The sequence below is a fragment of the Neisseria weixii genome (assembly GCF_002327085.1).
Lineage (GTDB): Bacteria > Pseudomonadota > Gammaproteobacteria > Burkholderiales > Neisseriaceae > Neisseria > Neisseria weixii.
Window position 1 is genome coordinate 168068 of record NZ_CP023429.1, and the last position, 21918, is coordinate 189985.

The following is a 21918-nucleotide window of genomic DNA, read 5'->3' on the forward strand; positions in this document are numbered from 1 at the left end:
GATTAATTTTTAATACAATATTTGGAGTTTAAATAGCATGGCTATTACTAAAGAAGACATTTTGGAAGCCGTTGGTTCTTTGACCGTTATGGAATTGAACGACTTGGTTAAAGCTTTTGAAGAAAAATTCGGCGTTTCTGCTGCTGCCGTTGCTGTTGCCGGTCCTGCTGGTGCTGGTGCCGCTGCTGCTGAAGAAAAAACTGAATTCGACGTAGTATTGGCTTCTGCCGGCGAACAAAAAGTTGGTGTGATTAAAGTGGTTCGTGCCATCACTGGTTTGGGCTTGAAAGAAGCTAAAGACATCGTTGACGGCGCACCTAAAACACTTAAAGAGGGTGTTTCTAAAGCTGAAGCCGAAGACATTCAAAAACAACTGGAAGAAGCCGGCGCTAAAGTCGAAATCAAATAATCATCATTTGATACTTTCAGTAAAGGCTGGCAGATATCTGCCAGCCTTATTTTGCGTTTTAATCAAGCATAAAATAATTATTTACATTTATTTGCATTTGCGCCTTGAAATAAATATAAATAAATGTAAATAGCATCACAAAATTGTCGTCGCAAAGTTTTTCAGACGGCATTTCTATTCAAAGCCACCCTTCGGAGTGTATATGAACTATTCGTTTACCGAGAAAAAACGTATCCGTAAGAGTTTTGCCAAACGAGAGAACGTATTGGAAGTTCCCTTTTTGCTGGCAACTCAAATTGATTCTTATGCAAAATTTCTGCAATTAGAAAATGCTTTCGACCAACGTACCGATGATGGTCTGCAAGCAGCATTCAATTCTATTTTCCCAATCGTCAGCCACAATGGCTATGCACGCCTGGAATTTGTCCATTACACCTTGGGTGATCCGCTGTTTGATATTTCTGAATGTCAATTGCGCGGTATTACTTACGCTGCGCCTTTGCGCGCACGCATCCGCTTGGTGATTTTGGATAAAGAAGCCTCTAAACCGACCGTAAAAGAAGTGCGCGAAAACGAAGTATACATGGGTGAAATCCCATTGATGACGCCGAGCGGCTCTTTTGTCATTAATGGTACCGAGCGCGTTATCGTTTCTCAGTTACACCGTTCCCCAGGTGTATTCTTTGAGCATGACCGCGGTAAAACTCATTCTTCGGGTAAATTATTGTTCTCTGCCCGCATTATTCCTTACCGTGGCTCATGGTTGGATTTTGAGTTTGATCCGAAAGATCAACTGTATTTCCGTATTGACCGTCGCCGTAAGATGCCGGTAACCATTTTGTTGAAAGCACTGGGTTACAATAACGAGCAGATTTTGGATACCTTCTACGACAAAGAAACCTTCTTCTTGTCAAAAAGCGGTGTGCAAACCGAATTGATTCCAGGCCGTCTGAAAGGCGAAACCGCTAAAACCGATATTGTTGATGCCGAAGGTAACGTTTTGGTAACCAAGGGCAAACGCATTACCGCTAAAAATATCCGCGATATTGCCAATGCCGGTTTGACCCGTTTGGATGTTGACCCTGAAACCTTATTGGGCAAAGTATTGGCTGCTGATTTGATCGTGCCGGATACCGGTGAAGTATTGGCTGTGGCCAACGATGAAATCACCGAAGAGTTGTTGGCGAAACTGGATATCCACGGTATTGAGCAAGTCACCACTCTGTACATCAATGAATTGGACCAAGGCGGTTACATTTCCAGCACGTTGCGTACAGATGAAACCGCCGACCAACAAGCTGCCCGTGTGGCGATTTACCGTATGATGCGTCCGGGCGAACCGCCTACCGAAGAGGCTGTGGAAATGCTCTTCAACCGCTTGTTCTTCAGTGAAGACAGCTATGACTTGTCGCGTGTAGGCCGTATGAAATTCAATACCCGCACCTATGAGCAAAAATTGTCTGAAACGCAACAAGGTTCTTGGTATGGCCGTTTATTAAATGAAACCTTTGCCGGTGCGGCTGAAAAAGGTGGTTACGTACTGAGCATTGAAGATATTGTGGCTTCGATTGCAACGTTGGTTGAGTTGCGTAACGGTCACGGTGAAGTGGACGATATCGACCACTTGGGTAACCGTCGTGTGCGTTCTGTTGGTGAATTGACTGAAAACCAATTCCGCAGCGGCTTGGCTCGTGTTGAACGCGCAGTGAAAGAGCGTTTGAATCAAGCAGAATCTGAAAACCTGATGCCACATGATTTGATCAATGCCAAACCCGTTTCTGCTGCCATTAAAGAATTCTTCGGTTCAAGCCAGTTGAGCCAATTTATGGATCAAACCAACCCATTGTCAGAAGTAACGCATAAACGTCGTGTTTCTGCCTTGGGCCCGGGTGGTTTGACCCGTGAGCGTGCCGGCTTTGAGGTACGTGACGTACATCCGACCCACTATGGCCGTGTATGTCCGATTGAAACACCTGAAGGCCCGAACATTGGTTTGATTAACTCGCTGTCTGTTTACGCGCGTACTAATGATTATGGTTTTTTGGAAACGCCATACCGCCGTGTGATTGACGGTAAAGTAACCACTGAAATCGATTATTTGTCGGCGATCGAAGAAGGCCGTTATGTGATTGCACAGGCAAATGCCGAATTGGATGCCGAAGGTAACCTGATCGGTGATTTAGTAACATGTCGTGAAAAAGGCGAAACCATCATGTCTACGCCTGACCGCGTGCAATACATGGACGTAGCAACCGGTCAAGTGGTATCGGTAGCGGCTTCCCTGATTCCGTTCTTGGAACACGATGACGCGAACCGTGCCTTGATGGGCGCTAACATGCAACGTCAGGCCGTGCCTTGTTTGCGCCCAGAAAAACCGATGGTCGGTACTGGCATCGAACGTTCGGTAGCTGTGGACTCGGCAACTGCGATTGTGGCCCGTCGTGGCGGCGTAGTGGAATATGTTGATGCCAACCGCGTAGTGATTCGTGTACATGACGATGAGGCAACTGCCGGTGAAGTAGGCGTGGACATCTACAATCTGGTGAAGTTTACCCGCTCTAACCAATCGACCAACATCAACCAACGTCCGGCCGTAAAAGTAGGCGATGTGTTGCAGCGCGGCGACTTGGTAGCTGACGGCGCTTCAACCGATTTGGGTGAATTGGCGCTGGGACAAAACATGACCATCGCCTTTATGCCTTGGAACGGTTACAACTACGAAGACTCGATTTTATTGTCTGAAAAAGTGGCTGCTGATGACCGCTATACCTCGATTCACATTGAAGAATTGAACGTTGTGGCGCGTGATACCAAGCTGGGCGCCGAGGATATTACCCGCGATATTCCGAACTTGTCAGAGCGCATGCAAAACCGTCTGGACGATTCCGGTATTGTGTACATCGGTGCTGAAGTAGAAGCCGGCGACGTGTTGGTGGGCAAAGTGACCCCGAAAGGCGAAACCCAATTGACGCCTGAAGAGAAACTGTTGCGTGCTATTTTCGGTGAGAAAGCGTCTGATGTAAAAGACACTTCATTGCGTATGCCGACCGGTATGAGCGGCACAGTGATTGACGTACAAGTGTTTACCCGCGAAGGTATCCAACGCGACAAACGTGCCCAATCGATTATTGACTCTGAGTTGAAACGCTACCGTCAAGACTTGAGCGATCAATTGCGTATTTTTGATAACGATGCTTTTGATCGTATCGAGCGTATGATAGTCGGTCAAAAAGCTAACGGTGGTCCGATGAAGTTGGCCAAAGGCAGTGAAATTACAGCCGAATACTTGGCTTCTGCCGCCAGCAAACACGATTGGTTTGACATCCGTTTGGCCGATGAAGATTTGGCCAAACAATTAGAGCTGATTAAGCTGAGTCTGCAACAAAAACGCGAAGAAGCGGACGAGTTGTATGAAGTGAAGAAGAAAAAGCTGACTCAAGGCGACGAATTGCAGCCGGGCGTACAAAAAATGGTAAAAGTATTCATCGCCATCAAACGTCGTCTGCAAGCCGGTGACAAAATGGCCGGCCGCCACGGTAATAAAGGTGTGGTATCACGTATTCTGCCGGTGGAAGATATGCCTTACATGGCAGACGGCCGTCCGGTTGACATCGTATTGAACCCATTGGGCGTACCATCGCGTATGAACATCGGTCAGATTTTGGAAGTGCACTTGGGCTGGGCGGCAAAAGGCATCGGTGAACGCATTGACCGCATGCTTAAAGAGCAGCGCAAAGCCAGCGAATTGCGTGAATTCTTGAATAAGTTGTACAACAACAGCGGTAAGCAAGAAGACCTCGATAGCTTGAGCGATGATGAAATCATCGAATTGGCTTCCAACCTGCGTAAAGGTGCTTCTTTCGCTTCTCCGGTATTCGACGGTGCGAAAGAATCTGAAATCCGTGACATGCTGAATTTGGCTTACCCAAGTGACGATCCTGAAGTGGAAAAATTGGGCTTTAACGATACCAAAACCCAAATTACCCTTTACGATGGCCGTTCAGGCGAAGCTTTCGACCGCCGCGTAACCGTAGGCGTAATGCACTACTTGAAACTGCACCACTTGGTTGACGAGAAAATGCACGCCCGTTCGACCGGTCCTTACAGCTTGGTGACCCAACAGCCTCTGGGCGGTAAAGCGCAGTTCGGTGGACAACGTTTCGGTGAGATGGAGGTTTGGGCGCTGGAGGCTTACGGTGCCGCTTACACGCTGCAAGAAATGTTGACCGTGAAGTCTGATGACGTGACAGGTCGTACCAAAATGTATGAAAACATTGTGAAAGGCGAGCACAAAATCGACGCCGGTATGCCTGAATCCTTCAACGTATTGGTTAAAGAGATTCGCTCATTGGGCTTGGATATTGATTTGGAACGTTACTAAACGACGCTTTCAGACGGCCTCTTCTATTTTTAGCAATAGGCCGTCTGAAAGGACACGGTGCATTAAGCCGGCCATCACAAAAATGTTTAAAGGCCGTCTGAAAAGCTGTGTCATTCCATCTGAATCCTGATCTGCCAAGCGGTAAAAATACTTCCTTCAAGGAGCAAAAATGAATTTGTTGAACTTATTTAATCCGTTACAAACAGCGGGCATGGAAGAAGAGTTTGATGCCATTAAAATAGGCATCGCCTCTCCGGATACCATCCGCTCTTGGTCTTACGGTGAAGTGAAAAAGCCGGAAACCATCAACTACCGTACGTTCAAACCGGAGCGCGACGGTTTGTTCTGCGCCAAAATTTTCGGCCCGGTGAAAGACTACGAATGTTTGTGCGGTAAATACAAGCGCTTGAAATTTAAAGGCGTAACCTGTGAAAAATGTGGCGTAGAAGTGACTTTGTCTAAAGTTCGTCGTGAGCGCATGGGACACATCGAATTGGCTGCGCCTGTTGCCCACATCTGGTTTTTGAAATCACTGCCGTCACGCTTGGGTATGGTTTTAGACATGACCCTGCGCGACATCGAACGCGTATTGTACTTTGAAGCCTTTGTGGTGACTGATCCGGGTATGACCCCGCTGCAACGCCGTCAATTGCTGACCGAAGACGATTACTACAACAAATTGGACGAATACGGCGACGATTTCGATGCCAAGATGGGTGCTGAAGGTATCCGCGAATTGCTGCGAACATTAGATGTGGCCGGTGAAATCGAAATATTGCGTCAAGAATTGGAATCAACAGGTTCTGACACCAAAATCAAAAAAATCGCCAAACGTTTGAAAGTGTTGGAAGCGTTCCATCGTTCAGGTATGAAACTTGAGTGGATGATTATGGACGTGTTGCCGGTATTGCCGCCTGATTTGCGTCCGTTGGTGCCTTTGGATGGCGGCCGTTTTGCCACTTCCGATTTGAATGATCTGTACCGTCGCGTGATTAACCGTAATAACCGTCTCAAACGTTTGTTGGAGTTGAGCGCACCGGACATCATTGTACGCAACGAAAAACGTATGCTGCAAGAAGCAGTCGACAGCTTGTTGGATAATGGCCGTCGCGGTAAAGCCATGACCGGTGCGAACAAGCGCCCACTGAAATCGTTGGCCGACATGATTAAAGGTAAGGGCGGCCGCTTCCGTCAAAATCTGTTGGGTAAACGTGTGGACTATTCTGGCCGTTCGGTGATTACCGTGGGCCCTTACCTGCGCCTACACCAATGTGGTCTGCCCAAAAAAATGGCTTTGGAGCTGTTCAAACCGTTTATTTTCCACAAGCTGGAAAAACAAGGCTTGGCAACCACCGTTAAAGCGGCTAAAAAATTGGTTGAGCAAGAAGTACCGGAAGTATGGGACATCTTGGAAGAAGTCATCCGCGAACACCCAATCATGCTGAACCGTGCGCCGACGCTGCACCGTTTGGGTATTCAAGCATTTGAGCCGATTCTGATTGAAGGCAAAGCCATTCAGTTACACCCATTGGTGTGTGCCGCGTTTAATGCCGACTTTGACGGTGACCAAATGGCGGTTCACGTTCCATTGAGCTTGGAAGCGCAAATGGAAGCACGCACTTTGATGCTGGCTTCGAACAACGTATTGTCTCCGGCCAACGGCGAACCGATTATCGTACCGTCTCAAGACATCGTATTGGGTCTGTACTACATGACCCGCGACCGCATCAACGCTAAAGGCGAAGGCAGCCTGTTTGCCGACGTGAAAGAAGTACACCGCGCGTACCACACTAAACAAGTGGAGTTGGGTACCAAAATCACTGTGCGCCTGCGTGAATGGGTGAAAAATGAAAACGGTGAATTAGAGCCGGTAGTCAACCGCTACGAAACCACCGTAGGCCGTGCTTTGTTGAGCGAAATTCTGCCTAAAGGCCTGCCGTTTGAATACATTAACAAGGCACTGAAGAAAAAAGAAATTTCTAAGCTGATTAACGCCTCATTCCGCCTGTGCGGCCTGCGCGACACCGTGATTTTTGCCGACCACCTGATGTACACCGGTTTTGCATATGCAGCTAAAGGCGGTATCTCAATTGCGGTCGACGATATGGAAATTCCGAAAGAAAAAGCCGTATTGCTGGCCGAAGCGCAAGCCGAAGTGAAAGAAATCCAAGACCAATACCGTCAAGGTTTGGTGACCAACGGCGAACGCTACAACAAAGTGGTCGATATTTGGGGACGTGCCGGTGACCGCATTGCCAAAGCGATGATGGACAACCTGTCTACCCAAAAAGTAATTGACCGCGAAGGCAACGAAGTGGATCAAGAGTCGTTCAACTCCATCTATATGATGGCCGATTCCGGTGCCCGTGGTTCGGCAGCCCAGATTAAACAGCTTTCCGGTATGCGTGGTCTGATGGCCAAACCGGACGGCTCGATTATCGAAACGCCGATTACGTCTAACTTCCGTGAAGGTCTGACCGTATTGCAATACTTTATTGCGACCCACGGTGCGCGTAAAGGTCTTGCCGATACCGCCTTGAAAACCGCAAACTCCGGTTACTTGACCCGCCGTTTGGTGGACGTGACCCAAGACTTGGTGGTGGTGGAAGACGATTGCGGCACAACTGATGGCTTCGTAATGAAAGCCGTGGTACAAGGTGGTGACGTGATTGAAGCCTTGCGCGACCGTATTTTGGGCCGTGTGACTGCTTCCGATGTGGTTGACCCGTCAACAGGCGAAACCTTGGTAGAGGCCGGTACTTTATTGAACGAAAAACTGGTTGACATGATTGACCAATCTGGTGTGGATGAAGTGAAAGTACGCACGCCGATTACCTGTAAAACCCGTCACGGTTTGTGTGCCCAATGTTACGGCCGTGACTTGGCGCGCGGTAAACTGGTAAATGCAGGTGAAGCGGTCGGTGTGATTGCCGCCCAATCAATTGGTGAGCCGGGTACCCAGCTGACCATGCGTACCTTCCACATCGGTGGTGCGGCTTCCCGAGCAGCTGCTGCCAGCCAAGTGGAAGCCAAATCTAACGGTACCGCACGTTTCAGCAGCCAAATGCGTTATGTTGCCAACAACAAAGGCGAACTGGTGGTGATTGGCCGTTCTTGCGAAGTGGTGATTCACGATGACATCGGCCGCGAGCGCGAACGTCATAAAGTGCCTTACGGTGCCATTTTGCTGGTACAAGACGGCGAGGCCATTAAAGCAGGTCAAACCTTGGCAACATGGGATCCGCATACCCGTCCGATGATTACCGAACATGCCGGCTTGGTGAAATTTGAAAACGTGGAAGAAGGCGTGACCGTTGCCAAACAAACCGATGATGTAACCGGTTTGTCTACCTTGGTCGTAATTGATGGTAAACGCCGCTCTGCCGGTACCTCTAAATTGTTGCGCCCAACGGTGAAACTGTTGGACGAAAACGGTTTGGAAATCTGCATTCCGGGTACCTCAACTCCGGTATCGATGGCCTTCCCGGTAGGCGCGGTGATTACCGTGCGTGAAGGTCAGGAAATCGGTAAAGGTGACGTGTTGGCGCGTATTCCGCAAGCATCGTCTAAAACCCGCGACATTACCGGTGGTCTGCCGCGTGTGGCCGAATTGTTTGAAGCGCGTATCCCGAAAGATGCCGGTATGCTGGCTGAAATCACCGGTACCGTTTCCTTCGGCAAAGAAACCAAGGGTAAACAACGCTTAATCATCACCGATGTTGACGGCGTGGCTTACGAAACCTTGATTTCAAAAGAGAAGCAAATCTTGGTGCACGACGGCCAAGTGGTGAACCGCGGTGAGACCATCGTTGACGGTGCCGTTGATCCACATGATATTCTGCGTCTGCAAGGTATCGAAGCATTGGCACGCTATATTGTTCAAGAAGTGCAAGAAGTTTACCGCCTGCAAGGTGTGAAGATTTCCGATAAACACATCGAAGTCATCATCCGCCAAATGCTGCGTCGTGTGAATATTGCCGACTCGGGCGAAACCAGCTTCATTACCGGTGAGCAAGTCGAGCGTGGCGATGTGATATTGGAAAACGAGAAAATGATTGCCGAAGGTAAAGAGCCGGCGCGTTACGAAAACGTGTTATTGGGTATTACCAAAGCGTCGTTGTCGACCGACAGCTTTATCTCAGCGGCTTCCTTCCAAGAGACTACCCGCGTCTTGACCGAAGCAGCGATTATGGGCAAACAAGACGAACTGCGCGGTTTGAAAGAAAACGTCATTGTCGGCCGCCTGATTCCTGCCGGTACCGGTTTGACCTACCACCGCAGCCGTCGCCAGCAAACCCATGGCGGAGAAGTCGAGCAACTGCAGATTGAAGACTCGGCAGAGTAAGCTGAAATAAATCGCCATATAGATAGATGGTTCAGGCCGTCTGAAAACAAGTATATAAAACTTGTTTTCAGACGGTTTTTTTTTGTATCTTCTGTAAAAATTTTTAGGTGTTGCTAAGTAAAGTTCACAGATTGAGACTTTTGCAAAACTCTTTCAAACGCCAGTGCAGTGCACCCAAAACCGACGTCATTCCCGCGCAGGCGGAAAGCCATCTTAAAATTTCAGAAACCTATTTTATTCAATAGTTTACTATGCTGGAAAATAAATTATCACGACACTGGAATATCGCAGTTTTTTTGCACCGGTTTTTAAAGGGACAAAGTTTTCAGCATAGTCATCGGTTTTTCAGCCCAATAGTTCCGCTGCTTAAAGTGATTGGCTTTAGGCCGTCTGGAGTCATAATAAAACCCAGATGGTTAGAATATTGCATTCAGACGGCCTTGTTGTGTAAAAGTTTCTCAGGTAATTACTTAGGGTAAAGATAGGTAAATGATATTTTCAATTTTCCGGGGGGGGGGGGTAAACTTTTTTTGCTGAAGGTTGGCATAAATTAACATGATTGATAACATCGCTATAAGGGTATTTTAATATGAACACATTTAATCGAAACGTCAGCAAAATCACCACAGCAATGCTTTTGGCTTTCACTTTAGCAGCATGTGGCGGCGGGGTGGGGGGAGCAATCATTCGCCGAAAACCGAGAGTACGCCGACGGTAGCTCCAGCTACTGTTAATAATGAAAAAATTTTAGCCGAAGCAAAAGCCAATAAAACATATGCTGTTCTGAGTTTACGTAATGATGTACATAAAGACCTTCTTTCGGAATATGGCCAAGATGGTTATCGTAAGTTAGACAGTTATAGTGTCAACTTAAACGGTAAATCTTATTCTTCAGGTAATATTGATTTGAGCAAGCTGGGTCAAGGGGTTCAGAGAATTGGCGTTACCGAAACGGCCACGGCAACAGTAGGTGGTGCTAAAGCTACTGCCATCCGTAATAATATGCTGCATATTTACCAGCAACCTTATTCAATCGTAGCCGGGGTTGAGGTTAAAGGTGGTGTGGTAAGTGCTCCCGGATTTAGGGGAGTTTTAGATGCAGATGATGTGGATTTTAACACCGTCAAAGGCTATGCCACTCAAACCTTGCCAGCCAGCGGTAAATTCAATTATGTTGGCGATGCGCTGAGCCAAGAGCAAACCGGCCGATTAAATTACACCGTCGATTTTGCAGCGAAAACCGGTAGCGGTTCCATCAGCAATATTGCCGGCGGTATCACGCTGAATGAAGGCCGAATCGGCGCGATGTCCCATATCAATCCTGATAATACATCAATCAGCGGTCACGGTATTTCATCAACAGCACGTTCTAACAGTGGCTTGAGCGGCACCTACAAACTGGGCTTTTTCGGTCCAAATGCAGATGAAGTAGCCGGTGTGGTAACTTCTGACCGTGGCGATGTCGCTTTCGGCGGTAAAAAACAATAACTCTCTTTTAAGGCACAACCTTTAATTTATAGGCCGTCTGAAAAATTTCAGACGGCCTTTTCTGATAATGAATAAAATGATACGGAAAACCTTATTGATTACCGCGTTGTTTGCTTCTGCAACGGCGTATGCGGATGAAAACAAAGTGCTGAATATCCCGCAGGAACCGGTCAGTTTCGACAAACCGGTTGCGTTGCCGTCTGAGCAATGGCCGTCTGAAAACCAATCCCAAGCCCTGCCACAATGGCATGAATTAATTGAAGGGGACGAGCCAGAGCAACAGATTAACAAAGCCTTGCTGACCAAAGATTGGCCAAAACTGGCTGGTTTATTGGCAGAATACGCCACGCAGCCTCAATATGATGAGACACTTTACCGTTATGCCTTGGGCGCGTTGCGGCGAGAACAATCCCGTCATGGCGAAGCAGTTGCGCTTTATCGTGAAATTATGGCAGAAGCACCTGATTTGGTTTATCCGCGTTTCGATTTAGGCGTGATGCTGTTTGAAGATAAGCAGTATCGGGAGGCCGAACAGCATTTGCAAAAAGTACAGTCAGATTTGCCGCCCGCGATGAGTGAGCTTGCCAAACAATATGCCCAAGCGGCAAAAAAAGCACAAGGCTGGCAGCCTGTGTTCCATGTCAATTACGAGCAGACAGACAATGTGAATAATGCGTCGACTGTGCGTCAGGTTGAATGGGAAGGCTTGACTTGGCATAAAACCGAAGACAGTTTGCCGAAAAGCGCTCATGGTATTCGTTATGCGCTGGGTGCAGAACGCAATCTCAACCTGACCGGCAACCACTTTTTTCGTTTCGGAGTGATTGGAAGCGGCGTGCATTATTGGGATGCGCAGGATTATAGTGAACAAACCGTGCGTATAAGCAGCGGTTACCGTCATCAAAAGAGCCGACAAGAATGGGGCATAACCCCATATGTCGAACAAAACTGGTTGGACGACAGCCGTTGTGTATCCAATGCAGGTGTCACGCTTGATTACAATCGTCGCTTAAATGAAAAATAGCGCATGAGCCAATATGTCCAATTTAGTAAAAGCGTTATCAGGATGAGGATATTGCCGAACGCTACAACAGCAGGGTCACGGCAGCAGGTGCAACGATTAAGTTATCGCATTTCGCCAACCGCGCTAATTTTTGGCGGGGTGAACGGCATAAACGACGACACGAAGGAACGTGAACAGGCTTCTTGGCGATATGGTGTGAATTTAGGCGGTGTCAAACAATTTGAAAACGGCATTGGGTTTCGGGCGAATGCCAGTTATATGAGGCGTGAGTTTAAAGCGCCGTTAGAATTGGTCTACCGTTTTACCCGTCGTGATCACGAATATCAGGCAGGTGCGGCATTATGGTATCGCAAGATTTCATGGCGAGGATTTACACCGCAGTTGAATTTCCGTTATGTCAATATTGATAGTAATATGCCCGCTTTTTATTCGAGAAACAGCAAAGAGTGGTTTATGAGTGTGGAAAAAAATTTTGAAAATCTAAATAATCTTGCCAAATATGCTGTTTCAGACGGCCTAATGTTACTAAATGTTTATTCGAAAACGCAAAATGCTGTTTTATTTGCAATAATGCTTGACTGAGTGCTTGCAAAAAAAGTATAATTCTGCCCTTGTCGGCATGGTGTCGGCAAGTAAGTATTTAACTCAACAGGACGAGAAAGTATGCCAACTATCAACCAATTGGTACGCAAAGGCCGTCAAAAGCCTGTGTACGTAAACAAAGTACCTGCACTGGAAGCTTGCCCGCAAAAACGCGGCGTGTGTACCCGTGTATACACTACCACCCCTAAAAAACCTAACTCTGCATTGCGTAAAGTATGTAAAGTTCGTCTGACCAACGGTTTCGAAGTGATTTCATACATCGGCGGTGAAGGCCACAACTTGCAAGAGCATAGTGTCGTACTTATCCGCGGCGGTCGTGTAAAAGACTTGCCGGGTGTACGTTACCATACCGTACGTGGCTCTTTGGACACTGCAGGTGTTAAAGACCGTAAACAAGCCCGTTCTAAATACGGTGCGAAGCGTCCTAAGTAATTCGGACTTCATTAGGCACGTCGGCCGCCTAGTTTGAAAAAACGGCCGAGTAAGTGAATGTCTTTTTGGGCATTCATGGGAATGGTCCCAACTGAATAGATTTAAAGGAAATTAATATGCCACGTCGTAGAGAAGTCCCTAAGCGCGATGTTCTGCCAGATCCTAAATTCGGCAGCGTTGAGCTGACTAAATTCATGAACGTATTGATGATTGACGGTAAGAAATCGGTTGCAGAGCGCATTGTGTACGGTGCATTGGAGCAAATCGAGAAAAAAACCGGCAAAACAGCAATTGAAGTATTTAATGAAGCTATTGCCAATGCCAAACCTATCGTGGAAGTGAAAAGCCGTCGTGTAGGTGGTGCAAACTACCAAGTTCCTGTTGAGGTTCGTCCTTCACGCCGCTTGGCTTTGGCAATGCGCTGGGTTCGCGATGCGGCCCGTAAGCGTGGTGAGAAATCAATGGATCTGCGATTAGCAGGTGAATTGATTGATGCATCTGAAGGTCGTGGTGGTGCGTTGAAAAAACGTGAAGAAGTACACCGTATGGCCGAAGCCAACAAAGCATTCTCTCACTTCCGTTTCTAATTTAGAAAGGCTAATCAAATGGCTCGTAAGACCCCAATCAGCCTGTACCGCAATATCGGTATTTCTGCCCATATTGACGCGGGTAAAACAACCACGACCGAACGTATTTTGTTCTACACCGGTTTGACACACAAACTGGGTGAAGTGCATGACGGTGCGGCAACGACCGACTACATGGAACAAGAGCAAGAGCGTGGTATTACCATTACTTCTGCTGCAGTGACTTCATACTGGTCAGGTATGGCAAAACAGTTCAAAGAGCACCGTTTCAACATCATCGACACTCCGGGACACGTTGACTTTACCGTAGAGGTAGAGCGTTCCATGCGCGTATTGGACGGCGCGGTAATGGTTTACTGCGCGGTAGGTGGTGTACAGCCTCAGTCTGAAACCGTATGGCGTCAAGCAAACAAATACAAAGTACCGCGTTTGGCGTTTGTAAACAAGATGGACCGTCAAGGTGCCAACTTCTTCCGTGTTGTTGAGCAAATGAAAACTCGCTTGCGCGCAAATCCAGTGCCAATCGTAATTCCGGTTGGTGCCGAAGAAGGCTTTGAAGGCGTAGTTGACCTGCTGAAAATGAAAGCCATTATTTGGAATGAAGCCGACAAAGGCGTAACTTTCGAATACGGCGACATCCCGGCTGATTTGGTTGACACTGCTGAAGAATGGCGTCAAAACATGATTGAAGCTGCTGCAGAAGCCAACGAAGAGTTGATGGATAAATACTTGGGCGGTGAAGATCTGACTGAAGAAGAAATCGTTGGCGCTTTACGTCAACGTACTTTGGCCGGTGAAATTCAGCCTATGTTGTGTGGATCAGCGTTTAAAAACAAGGGTGTTCAACGTATGTTGGATGCTGTGGTTGAGTTACTGCCTGCGCCTACCGATATTCCACCGGTACAAGGTGTGAATCCTTCTAGCGATCTGGCTGATCAACGTGAAGCCAGCGATGAAGCACCATTCTCTGCTTTGGCATTCAAAATGCTGAACGACAAATACGTAGGTAATTTGACCTTTATCCGTGTTTACTCTGGTGTGGTTAAATCTGGCGATACCGTATTGAACTCTGTCAAAGGTACGCGTGAGCGTATCGGCCGTTTGGTACAAATGACTGCTGCTGATCGTACTGAAATCGAAGAAGTACGTGCCGGCGACATCGCTGCCGCTATCGGTTTGAAAGATGTGACCACAGGTGAGACCTTGTGTGCTGAAAATGCACCAATCATCTTGGAGCGTATGGAGTTCCCTGAGCCGGTGATTCACGTTGCTGTTGAGCCAAAAACCAAAGCTGACCAAGAAAAAATGGGTATTGCTTTGAACCGTTTGGCTAAAGAAGACCCTTCATTCCGTGTTCGTACAGACGAAGAGTCAGGTCAAACCATTATTTCCGGTATGGGTGAATTGCACTTGGAAATTATTGTTGACCGTATGAAACGCGAATTCAGCGTAGATGCCAACATTGGTGCACCTCAAGTAGCTTACCGTGAAACCATCCGTAAAGAAGTGGAATCTGAATACAAACACGCTAAACAGTCTGGTGGTAAAGGTCAATATGGCCACGTTGTAATCAAATTGGAACCTATGGAACCAGGAGGTGAAGGCTACGAATTTATCGACGAAATTAAAGGTGGTGTGATTCCTCGCGAATTTATCCCTTCAGTTGATAAAGGTATTCGTGATACTTTACCTAACGGTGTGGTAGCAGGCTTCCCGGTAGTGGATGTCCGCGTACGTTTGGTATTCGGTTCTTCACACGATGTCGACTCGTCTCAATTGGCGTTTGAATTGGCCGCCTCTCAAGCCTTTAAAGAAGGTATGCGTCGCGCTTCTCCAGCATTGTTGGAGCCAATCATGGCTGTTGAAGTGGAAACCCCTGAAGACTATATGGGTGACGTAATGGGTGACTTGAACCGTCGCCGTGGCATTGTATTGGGCATGGATGATGATGGTATCGGCGGTAAAAAAGTACGTGCTGAAGTACCATTGGCTGAAATGTTCGGTTACTCTACCGACTTGCGTTCTGCCACTCAAGGCCGTGCAACTTACTCGATGGAATTCAAAAAATACGCTGAAGCACCTTCGAATGTTGCCGCTGCTGTAACTGAAGCCCGCAAAGGCTAATTAATCAGCCTTTGTAAACAGGCCGTCTGAAATTCTGAATATTGTTTTCAGACGGCCATTGTTCTTTAATTGATCTTTATATGTAAAAGGAATTAGCTCATGGCTAAGGAAAAATTTGAACGTAGCAAACCGCACGTAAACGTTGGCACCATCGGTCACGTTGACCATGGTAAAACCACTCTGACTGCTGCATTGACTACGATTTTGGCTAAAAAATTCGGTGGTGCCGCTAAAGCTTACGACCAAATCGACAATGCACCGGAAGAAAAAGCCCGCGGTATTACCATTAACACCTCTCACGTAGAATACGAAACCGAAACCCGTCACTACGCACACGTAGACTGTCCTGGTCACGCCGACTATGTGAAAAACATGATTACCGGCGCGGCACAAATGGACGGCGCGATTTTGGTGGTATCTGCCGCTGACGGCCCTATGCCGCAAACCCGTGAGCACATCTTGTTGGGTCGCCAAGTAGGTGTACCATACATCTTGGTGTTCATGAACAAATGCGACATGGTTGACGACGAAGAGTTGTTGGAATTGGTTGAAATGGAAATTCGTGACTTGTTGTCAAGCTACGATTTCCCAGGCGACGACTGCCCGATCATCCAAGGTTCTGCGTTGAAAGCGTTGGAAGGCGATGCTGCTTACGAAGCCAAAATCTTTGAATTGGCCGATGCATTGGACAGCTACATCCCAACTCCGGAACGTGCCGTTGACAAACCATTCCTGTTGCCAATCGAAGACGTATTCTCAATTTCTGGCCGTGGTACTGTAGTAACCGGCCGTGTAGAACGCGGTATCATCCATGTAGGTGACGAGATCGAAATCGTTGGTCTGAAAGACACTGCAAAAACCACTTGTACCGGTGTGGAAATGTTCCGCAAATTGCTGGACGAAGGTCAAGCAGGTGACAACGTAGGTGTATTGTTGCGCGGTACCAAACGTGAAGAAGTTGAACGTGGTCAAGTATTGGCTAAACCGGGCTCAATCACTCCGCATACCAAATTCAAAGCAGAAGTATACGTACTGAGCAAAGAAGAAGGTGGCCGTCATACTCCGTTCTTCGCCAACTACCGTCCGCAATTCTACTTCCGTACTACTGACGTTACCGGCGCGGTAACTTTGGAGGAAGGCGTAGAAATGGTAATGCCGGGCGAAAACGTAGCGATTACGGTTGAGCTGATTGCACCAATCGCGATGGAAGAAGGCTTGCGTTTTGCGATTCGTGAAGGTGGCCGTACCGTAGGTGCCGGTGTTGTATCTTCTATCATTGCTTAATAAAGGATATCGATAAATGGCAAATCAAAAAATCCGTATCCGTTTGAAAGCTTATGATTACAGCTTGATTGACCGTTCTGCTCAAGAGATCGTTGAAACTGCTAAACGCACTGGTGCTGTGGTAAAAGGCCCGATTCCTTTGCCAACTAAAATCGAGCGTTTCAATATCTTGCGTTCTCCACACGTGAACAAAACTTCACGTGAACAACTGGAAATCCGCACCCACTTACGCCTGATGGACATCGTGGACTGGACTGACAAAACTACCGATGCGCTGATGAAGCTGGACTTGCCAGCCGGTGTTGATGTAGAAATCAAAGTTCAATAATCATTGCGCTTTTAAAACCGAACGGATAAAACCGTTCGGTTTTATTTTTATATCCGTTTTTATAGAATAATGCCGTCTGAAAGGGAATTGTCGTAATTTTCAGACGGCCTTTTTGATGAAAACGCTAAGTTTTTATTGATATTTTTTTGAAAAGCGGTTTATAATAGCGGACTTGGTACATCTGTGCCAAGTTTTTTATCATTGTCCGAAGACAAGCCAATCGTAGCTTGTCCCTTTACTAAAAGGAAAATAATCATGACTTTAGGTCTGGTTGGACGCAAAGTTGGTATGACCCGCGTGTTTAACGAACAGGGTATTTCTGTTCCGGTAACCGTTTTGGATATGTCTGCTAACCGCGTTACACAAGTAAAATCCAAAGATACTGACGGTTACACTGCCGTACAAGTTACCTTTGGTCAGAAAAAAGCGAATCGTGTCAATAAAACTGAAGCCGGTCACTTTGCAAAAGCAGGTGTTGAGGCTGGTCGCGGTTTGATTGAATTTGCTTTGGCTGAAGAAAAATTGGCTGAATTAAAAGCCGGTGATGAAATCACTGTTTCAATGTTTGAAGCGGGTCAATTGGTTGATGTGACCGGTACCTCTAAAGGTAAAGGTTTCTCTGGTACCATCAAACGTCATAACTTTGATTCTCAGCGTACCTCTCACGGTAACTCTCGTTCTCACCGTGTTCCCGGTTCTATTGGTATGGCTCAAGACCCTGGTCGTGTATTCAAAGGTAAACGCATGGCCGGCCAATACGGCAATACTAAATCAACCGTTCAAAAATTGGAAGTTGTGCGTGTAGACGCTGAACGCCAATTGCTATTGGTTAAGGGCGCGGTTCCTGGTTCGATTAACAGTGATGTCGTGGTACGTCCAAGCGTGAAAGTAGGTGCGTAATGGAATTAAAAGTTATTGACGCTAAAGGACAGATTTCAGGCAGCTTGGCTGTTTCTGATGTTTTGTTTGCTCGTGAATACAATGAAGCATTGGTGCATCAGCTGGTAAATGCGTTTTTGGCAAATGCCCGCTCAGGTAGCCGTTCACAAAAAACCCGTGCTGAAGTAAAACACTCAACCAAAAAACCATGGCGCCAAAAAGGTACTGGTCGTGCTCGTTCAGGTATGACTTCATCTCCGTTGTGGCGTAAAGGTGGTCGTGCATTTCCTAACAAATCTGACGAAAATTTCACTCAAAAAGTGAATCGTAAAATGTACCGTGCCGGTATGGCGACTATTTTGTCTCAATTGGCTCGTGACGAACGTTTGTTTGCAATCGATGCATTGAATGCAAATACACCTAAAACCAAAGAATTTGCTGAGCAAGTGAAAAATTTGGGTTTGGAGCAAGTGCTGTTTGTAACCAAACAGTTGGATGAGAATGTTTACTTGGCTTCACGCAATTTACCGAATGTGCTGGTTTTGGAAGCTCAACAAGTTGATCCTTACAGCTTGTTGCGTTACAAAAAAGTAATCATGACTAAAGATGCGGTTGCACAATTAGAGGAGCAATGGGTATGAATCAACAACGTTTGACTCAAGTGATTTTGGCACCTATCGTTTCTGAAAAAAGCAACGTATTGGCTGAAAAACGTAATCAAATGACGTTTAAAGTATTGGCAAATGCAACGAAACCTGAAATCAAAGCAGCTGTTGAATTGCTGTTTGGTGTAGAAGTTGCTTCTGTGACTACTGTTACCATTAAAGGTAAAACTAAACGTTTTGGTCGTACTTTGGGCCGTCGCAGCGATGTTAAAAAAGCTTATGTAAGCTTGGCTGCTGGTCAAGAGTTGAATTTGGAAGCCGCTGCTGCAGCTGCAGAATAAGGAATATAGAAAATGGCAATCGTTAAAATGAAGCCAACTTCTGCAGGTCGTCGCGGCATGGTTCGCGTAATTGCAGAAGGCTTGCACAAAGGTGCACCTTATGCACCTTTATTGGAAAAGAAACATTCTACTGCCGGTCGTAACCACAATGGTCACATCACCACTCGTCATAAAGGTGGTGGCCATAAACAACACTACCGCGTAGTTGACTTTAAACGTAATAAAGATGGTATCCCTGCAAAAGTAGAGCGTATTGAGTACGATCCTAACCGTACTGCTTTCATCGCTTTATTGTGCTATGCAGATGGCGAACGCCGTTACATCATTGCGCCACGTGGCATTCAAGCGGGTGCAGTATTGGTTTCTGGTGCGGAAGCTGCGATTAAAGTTGGTAATACTTTGCCAATCCGTAACATCCCTGTTGGTACTACTATTCACTGTATCGAAATGAAACCAGGTAAAGGTGCGCAAATTGCACGGTCTGCCGGTGCTTCTGCTGTCTTGTTGGCAAAAGAAGGTGTATACGCTCAAGTACGTTTGCGTTCGGGTGAAGTGCGTAAAATCCATGTTGACTGCCGTGCTACCATTGGCGAAGTGGGTAACGAAGAGCAAAGCCTGAAAAAAATCGGTAAAGCCGGTGCCAATCGTTGGCGCGGTATCCGTCCTACTGTCCGTGGTGTTGTGATGAACCCTGTTGATCACCCTCATGGTGGTGGTGAAGGCCGTACTGGTGAAGCGCGCGAACCAGTTAGCCCATGGGGTACTCCTGCCAAGGGTTACCGTACTCGTAATAACAAACGCACGGATAATATGATTGTTCGTCGTCGTTACTCAAATAAAGGTTAATTAATATGGCTCGTTCATTGAAAAAAGGCCCATATGTAGACCTGCATTTGCTGAAAAAAGTAGATGCTGCTCGTGCAAGCAACGATAAGCGCCCAATTAAAACTTGGTCGCGTCGTTCTACCATTTTGCCTGATTTTATCGGTTTGACTATTGCTGTTCATAATGGCCGTACTCACGTACCTGTATTCATCAGTGATAATATGGTCGGTCACAAATTGGGTGAATTCTCATTGACCCGTACCTTTAAAGGCCATTTGGCTGATAAAAAGGCTAAAAAGAAATAAGGTGAATCATGAGAGTAAATGCACAACATAAAAATGCCCGTATTTCAGCTCAAAAAGCTCGCTTGGTAGCTGATTTGATTCGTGGTAAAGGCGTTGACCAAGCTTTGAATATCTTAACATTCAGCCCTAAAAAAGGTGCGGAGTTGATTAAAAAAGTTTTGGAATCAGCGATTGCTAATGCCGAACACAATAATGGTGCGGACATTGATGAGCTGAAAGTGGTAACTATCTTCGTTGACAAAGGCCCAAGCTTGAAACGTTTTCAAGCTCGTGCAAAAGGTCGCGGTAACCGCATTGAAAAACAAACTTGTCATATTAATGTGACAGTGGGCAACTAAGGAAAAGACTATGGGACAAAAGATTAACCCTACAGGATTTCGCCTGGCGGTAACTAAAGACTGGTCTTCAAAATGGTTTGCTAAAAGCAACGAATTTGCGACTGTATTAAAACAAGATATTGATGTTCGTAATTATCTGCGTGCCCGTTTGGCGAATGCCTCTGTTGGCCGCGTAGTCATTGAGCGTCCTGCTAAATCTGCACGTATTACCATTCACTCGGCTCGCCCAGGTGTAGTTATTGGTAAAAAAGGTGAGGGCATCGAAATTTTGAAACGTGATCTGCAAGCCTTGATGGGTGTGCCTGTTCACGTGAATATCGAAGAAATCCGCAAGCCTGAATTGAATGCACAAATCATTGCAGACGGTATTGCCCAGCAATTGGAAAAGCGCGTTCAATTCCGCCGCGCAATGAAACGTTCTATGCAAAACGCAATGCGTGCTGGTGCCAAAGGCATCAAAATCATGACTTCTGGTCGTCTGAACGGTGCAGATATCGCACGTAGTGAATGGTATCGTGAAGGCCGTGTGCCTTTGCATACTTTGCGTGCAAACGTTGATTACGCGACTAGTGAAGCCAACACTACTTATGGCGTGTTAGGTCTGAAAGTTTGGGTTTACACTGAAGGCAACGATAAAGCTGCCGCAAAACCTGAGCAAGAGAAGAAACAAAGAAAGGCAGGTGGTCGTCATGCTGCAGCCAACTAGACTCAAATACCGTAAACAGCACAAAGGTCGTAACACCGGTATCGCTAATCGCGGTAACAAAGTAAGTTTCGGCGAATTTGGTTTGAAAGCAGTAGGTCGTGGCCGTTTAACTGCTCGTCAAATTGAAGCTGCACGTCGTACGATGACTCGTCACATTAAACGTGGCGGTCGTATTTGGATTCGTGTATTCCCTGATAAACCGATTACTGAAAAACCTATTCAAGTTCGTATGGGTGGCGGTAAAGGTAATGTTGAATATTACGTTGCTGAAATCAAACCAGGCAAAGTTTTGTATGAAATGGATGGCGTACCAGAAGCATTAGCTCGTGAAGCTTTTGAATTGGCTGCGGCAAAATTGCCTATTCCTACAACCTTTGTAGTAAGACAGGTAGGTCAATAATGAAAGCAAATGAATTGAAAGACAAATCTGTTGAGCAATTGAATGCTGATTTGCTTGACTTGTTGAAAGCACAATTTGGTTTGCGTATGCAAAATGCCACTGGTCAGTTGGGTAAACCAAGCGAATTAAAACGTGTGCGTCGCGATATTGCTCGTATCAAAACCATTTTAACTGAAAAAGGTGCTAAGTAATGAGCGTAGAAAAAAATGTTCGTACTTTGCAAGGCAAAGTAGTAAGCGACAAAATGGATAAAACCGTAACAGTATTGGTTGAGCGCAAAGTGAAACATCCTTTATACGGTAAGATTATTCGTTTGTCTTCCAAAGTTCATGCTCATGATGAAAACAATGAGTATGGCATTGGCGACATCGTGGTAATCGCAGAATCTCGTCCATTGTCAAAAACCAAATCTTGGGTTGTTAAAGAGCTGGTTGAGAAGGCGCGTACTGTTTAATTTTTGATACAGTAATGCACTTATTAAGAAACGAAGTCTTGCAGCAAATCTAATTTGCGT

At 46.5% G+C, this 21918-nt stretch carries 19 protein-coding genes and 1 pseudogene; all 20 read left to right on the plus strand.

The genetic code is table 11. The annotated features are described in order from the left end of the window. The first annotated feature begins 37 nt into the window (after positions 1–37). The 20 genes and pseudogenes from rplL to rpsQ all read left to right on the plus strand — a co-directional run bounded on the left by rplL (position 38) and on the right by rpsQ (position 21858). On the plus strand, positions 38–409 hold the full coding sequence (rplL, locus tag CGZ65_RS00935; protein ID WP_003769706.1) for a 50S ribosomal protein L7/L12: 372 nt from the start codon (positions 38–40) through the stop codon (positions 407–409). A 202-nt stretch (positions 410–611) separates the two neighbouring features. Next, positions 612–4790: a DNA-directed RNA polymerase subunit beta gene (gene rpoB, locus CGZ65_RS00940; RefSeq protein WP_096294490.1), complete on the plus strand. Its 4179-nt coding sequence runs from the start codon at positions 612–614 to the stop codon at positions 4788–4790. 169 nt (positions 4791–4959) lie between these two features. Then, complete coding sequence (rpoC, locus tag CGZ65_RS00945; RefSeq protein ID WP_096294491.1) at positions 4960–9135, plus strand: DNA-directed RNA polymerase subunit beta'; 4176 nt, start codon at positions 4960–4962, stop codon at positions 9133–9135. Positions 9136–9792: 657 nt separating this feature from the next. Then, on the plus strand, positions 9793–10623 hold the full coding sequence (locus CGZ65_RS00950; protein ID WP_096294492.1) for a factor H binding protein domain-containing protein: 831 nt from the start codon (positions 9793–9795) through the stop codon (positions 10621–10623). Between the two features lie 76 nt (positions 10624–10699). Then, positions 10700–12229, plus strand: a pseudogene (locus CGZ65_RS00955) (surface lipoprotein assembly modifier). An 81-nt stretch (positions 12230–12310) separates the two neighbouring features. Then, on the plus strand, positions 12311–12682 hold the full coding sequence (gene rpsL / locus CGZ65_RS00960; protein ID WP_002218431.1) for a 30S ribosomal protein S12: 372 nt from the start codon (positions 12311–12313) through the stop codon (positions 12680–12682). 116 nt (positions 12683–12798) lie between these two features. Next, a complete protein-coding gene (gene rpsG / locus CGZ65_RS00965; protein ID WP_049249334.1) occupies positions 12799–13269 on the plus strand; it encodes a 30S ribosomal protein S7 in 471 nt (156 codons plus the stop codon). 18 nt (positions 13270–13287) lie between these two features. Next, positions 13288–15393: an elongation factor G gene (gene fusA, locus CGZ65_RS00970; protein ID WP_096294493.1), complete on the plus strand. Its 2106-nt coding sequence runs from the start codon at positions 13288–13290 to the stop codon at positions 15391–15393. A 99-nt stretch (positions 15394–15492) separates the two neighbouring features. Next, positions 15493–16677, plus strand: a complete 1185-nt coding sequence (tuf, locus tag CGZ65_RS00975) for an elongation factor Tu (protein WP_096294484.1) — start codon at positions 15493–15495, stop codon at positions 16675–16677. 16 nt (positions 16678–16693) lie between these two features. Then, the gene (rpsJ, locus tag CGZ65_RS00980) at positions 16694–17005 is read left to right on the plus strand and encodes a 30S ribosomal protein S10 (protein WP_002642322.1); all 312 of its coding nucleotides are present in this window, start codon (positions 16694–16696) and stop codon (positions 17003–17005) included. A 255-nt stretch (positions 17006–17260) separates the two neighbouring features. Then, on the plus strand, positions 17261–17905 hold the full coding sequence (gene rplC / locus CGZ65_RS00985) for a 50S ribosomal protein L3 (protein WP_096294494.1): 645 nt from the start codon (positions 17261–17263) through the stop codon (positions 17903–17905). After that, positions 17905–18525: a 50S ribosomal protein L4 gene (gene rplD / locus CGZ65_RS00990; RefSeq protein WP_096294495.1), complete on the plus strand. Its 621-nt coding sequence runs from the start codon at positions 17905–17907 to the stop codon at positions 18523–18525. Before rplC ends, rplD begins: the two co-directional genes overlap by 1 nt. After that, complete coding sequence (gene rplW / locus CGZ65_RS00995; RefSeq protein ID WP_198345309.1) at positions 18522–18830, plus strand: 50S ribosomal protein L23; 309 nt, start codon at positions 18522–18524, stop codon at positions 18828–18830. Before rplD ends, rplW begins: the two co-directional genes overlap by 4 nt. Before the next feature lie 12 nt (positions 18831–18842). Next, entirely contained in the window at positions 18843–19676 is an 834-nt protein-coding gene (rplB, locus tag CGZ65_RS01000) for a 50S ribosomal protein L2 (RefSeq protein WP_096294497.1), read from the plus strand. Positions 19677–19681: 5 nt separating this feature from the next. Continuing rightward, on the plus strand, positions 19682–19960 hold the full coding sequence (gene rpsS / locus CGZ65_RS01005) for a 30S ribosomal protein S19 (RefSeq protein WP_002215422.1): 279 nt from the start codon (positions 19682–19684) through the stop codon (positions 19958–19960). A gap of 8 nt (positions 19961–19968) precedes the next feature. Continuing rightward, positions 19969–20298: a 50S ribosomal protein L22 gene (rplV, locus tag CGZ65_RS01010; protein ID WP_096294498.1), complete on the plus strand. Its 330-nt coding sequence runs from the start codon at positions 19969–19971 to the stop codon at positions 20296–20298. A 10-nt stretch (positions 20299–20308) separates the two neighbouring features. Further along, entirely contained in the window at positions 20309–21004 is a 696-nt protein-coding gene (rpsC, locus tag CGZ65_RS01015) for a 30S ribosomal protein S3 (protein ID WP_096294499.1), read from the plus strand. After that, positions 20988–21404, plus strand: coding sequence for a 50S ribosomal protein L16 (gene rplP, locus CGZ65_RS01020; RefSeq protein WP_096294500.1), 417 nt, complete (start codon positions 20988–20990; stop codon positions 21402–21404). Before rpsC ends, rplP begins: the two co-directional genes overlap by 17 nt. Then, the gene (rpmC, locus tag CGZ65_RS01025) at positions 21404–21595 is read left to right on the plus strand and encodes a 50S ribosomal protein L29 (RefSeq protein WP_019272314.1); all 192 of its coding nucleotides are present in this window, start codon (positions 21404–21406) and stop codon (positions 21593–21595) included. The genes rplP and rpmC overlap by 1 nt, the downstream gene beginning before the upstream one ends. Then, positions 21595–21858, plus strand: coding sequence for a 30S ribosomal protein S17 (rpsQ, locus tag CGZ65_RS01030; RefSeq protein WP_095502532.1), 264 nt, complete (start codon positions 21595–21597; stop codon positions 21856–21858). Before rpmC ends, rpsQ begins: the two co-directional genes overlap by 1 nt. Positions 21859–21918: the final 60 nt, after the last annotated feature.

Coding starts and splice junctions, on each gene's coding strand:
- rplL (WP_003769706.1), top strand. CDS start 38: ATGGCTATTACTAAAGAAGACATTTTGGAAGCCGTTGGTTCTTTGACC.
- rpoB (WP_096294490.1), top strand. CDS start 612: ATGAACTATTCGTTTACCGAGAAAAAACGTATCCGTAAGAGTTTTGCC.
- rpoC (WP_096294491.1), top strand. CDS start 4,960: ATGAATTTGTTGAACTTATTTAATCCGTTACAAACAGCGGGCATGGAA.
- CGZ65_RS00950 (WP_096294492.1), top strand. CDS start 9,793: ATGTGGCGGCGGGGTGGGGGGAGCAATCATTCGCCGAAAACCGAGAGT.
- rpsL (WP_002218431.1), top strand. CDS start 12,311: ATGCCAACTATCAACCAATTGGTACGCAAAGGCCGTCAAAAGCCTGTG.
- rpsG (WP_049249334.1), top strand. CDS start 12,799: ATGCCACGTCGTAGAGAAGTCCCTAAGCGCGATGTTCTGCCAGATCCT.
- fusA (WP_096294493.1), top strand. CDS start 13,288: ATGGCTCGTAAGACCCCAATCAGCCTGTACCGCAATATCGGTATTTCT.
- tuf (WP_096294484.1), top strand. CDS start 15,493: ATGGCTAAGGAAAAATTTGAACGTAGCAAACCGCACGTAAACGTTGGC.
- rpsJ (WP_002642322.1), top strand. CDS start 16,694: ATGGCAAATCAAAAAATCCGTATCCGTTTGAAAGCTTATGATTACAGC.
- rplC (WP_096294494.1), top strand. CDS start 17,261: ATGACTTTAGGTCTGGTTGGACGCAAAGTTGGTATGACCCGCGTGTTT.
- rplD (WP_096294495.1), top strand. CDS start 17,905: ATGGAATTAAAAGTTATTGACGCTAAAGGACAGATTTCAGGCAGCTTG.
- rplW (WP_198345309.1), top strand. CDS start 18,522: ATGAATCAACAACGTTTGACTCAAGTGATTTTGGCACCTATCGTTTCT.
- rplB (WP_096294497.1), top strand. CDS start 18,843: ATGGCAATCGTTAAAATGAAGCCAACTTCTGCAGGTCGTCGCGGCATG.
- rpsS (WP_002215422.1), top strand. CDS start 19,682: ATGGCTCGTTCATTGAAAAAAGGCCCATATGTAGACCTGCATTTGCTG.
- rplV (WP_096294498.1), top strand. CDS start 19,969: ATGAGAGTAAATGCACAACATAAAAATGCCCGTATTTCAGCTCAAAAA.
- rpsC (WP_096294499.1), top strand. CDS start 20,309: ATGGGACAAAAGATTAACCCTACAGGATTTCGCCTGGCGGTAACTAAA.
- rplP (WP_096294500.1), top strand. CDS start 20,988: ATGCTGCAGCCAACTAGACTCAAATACCGTAAACAGCACAAAGGTCGT.
- rpmC (WP_019272314.1), top strand. CDS start 21,404: ATGAAAGCAAATGAATTGAAAGACAAATCTGTTGAGCAATTGAATGCT.
- rpsQ (WP_095502532.1), top strand. CDS start 21,595: ATGAGCGTAGAAAAAAATGTTCGTACTTTGCAAGGCAAAGTAGTAAGC.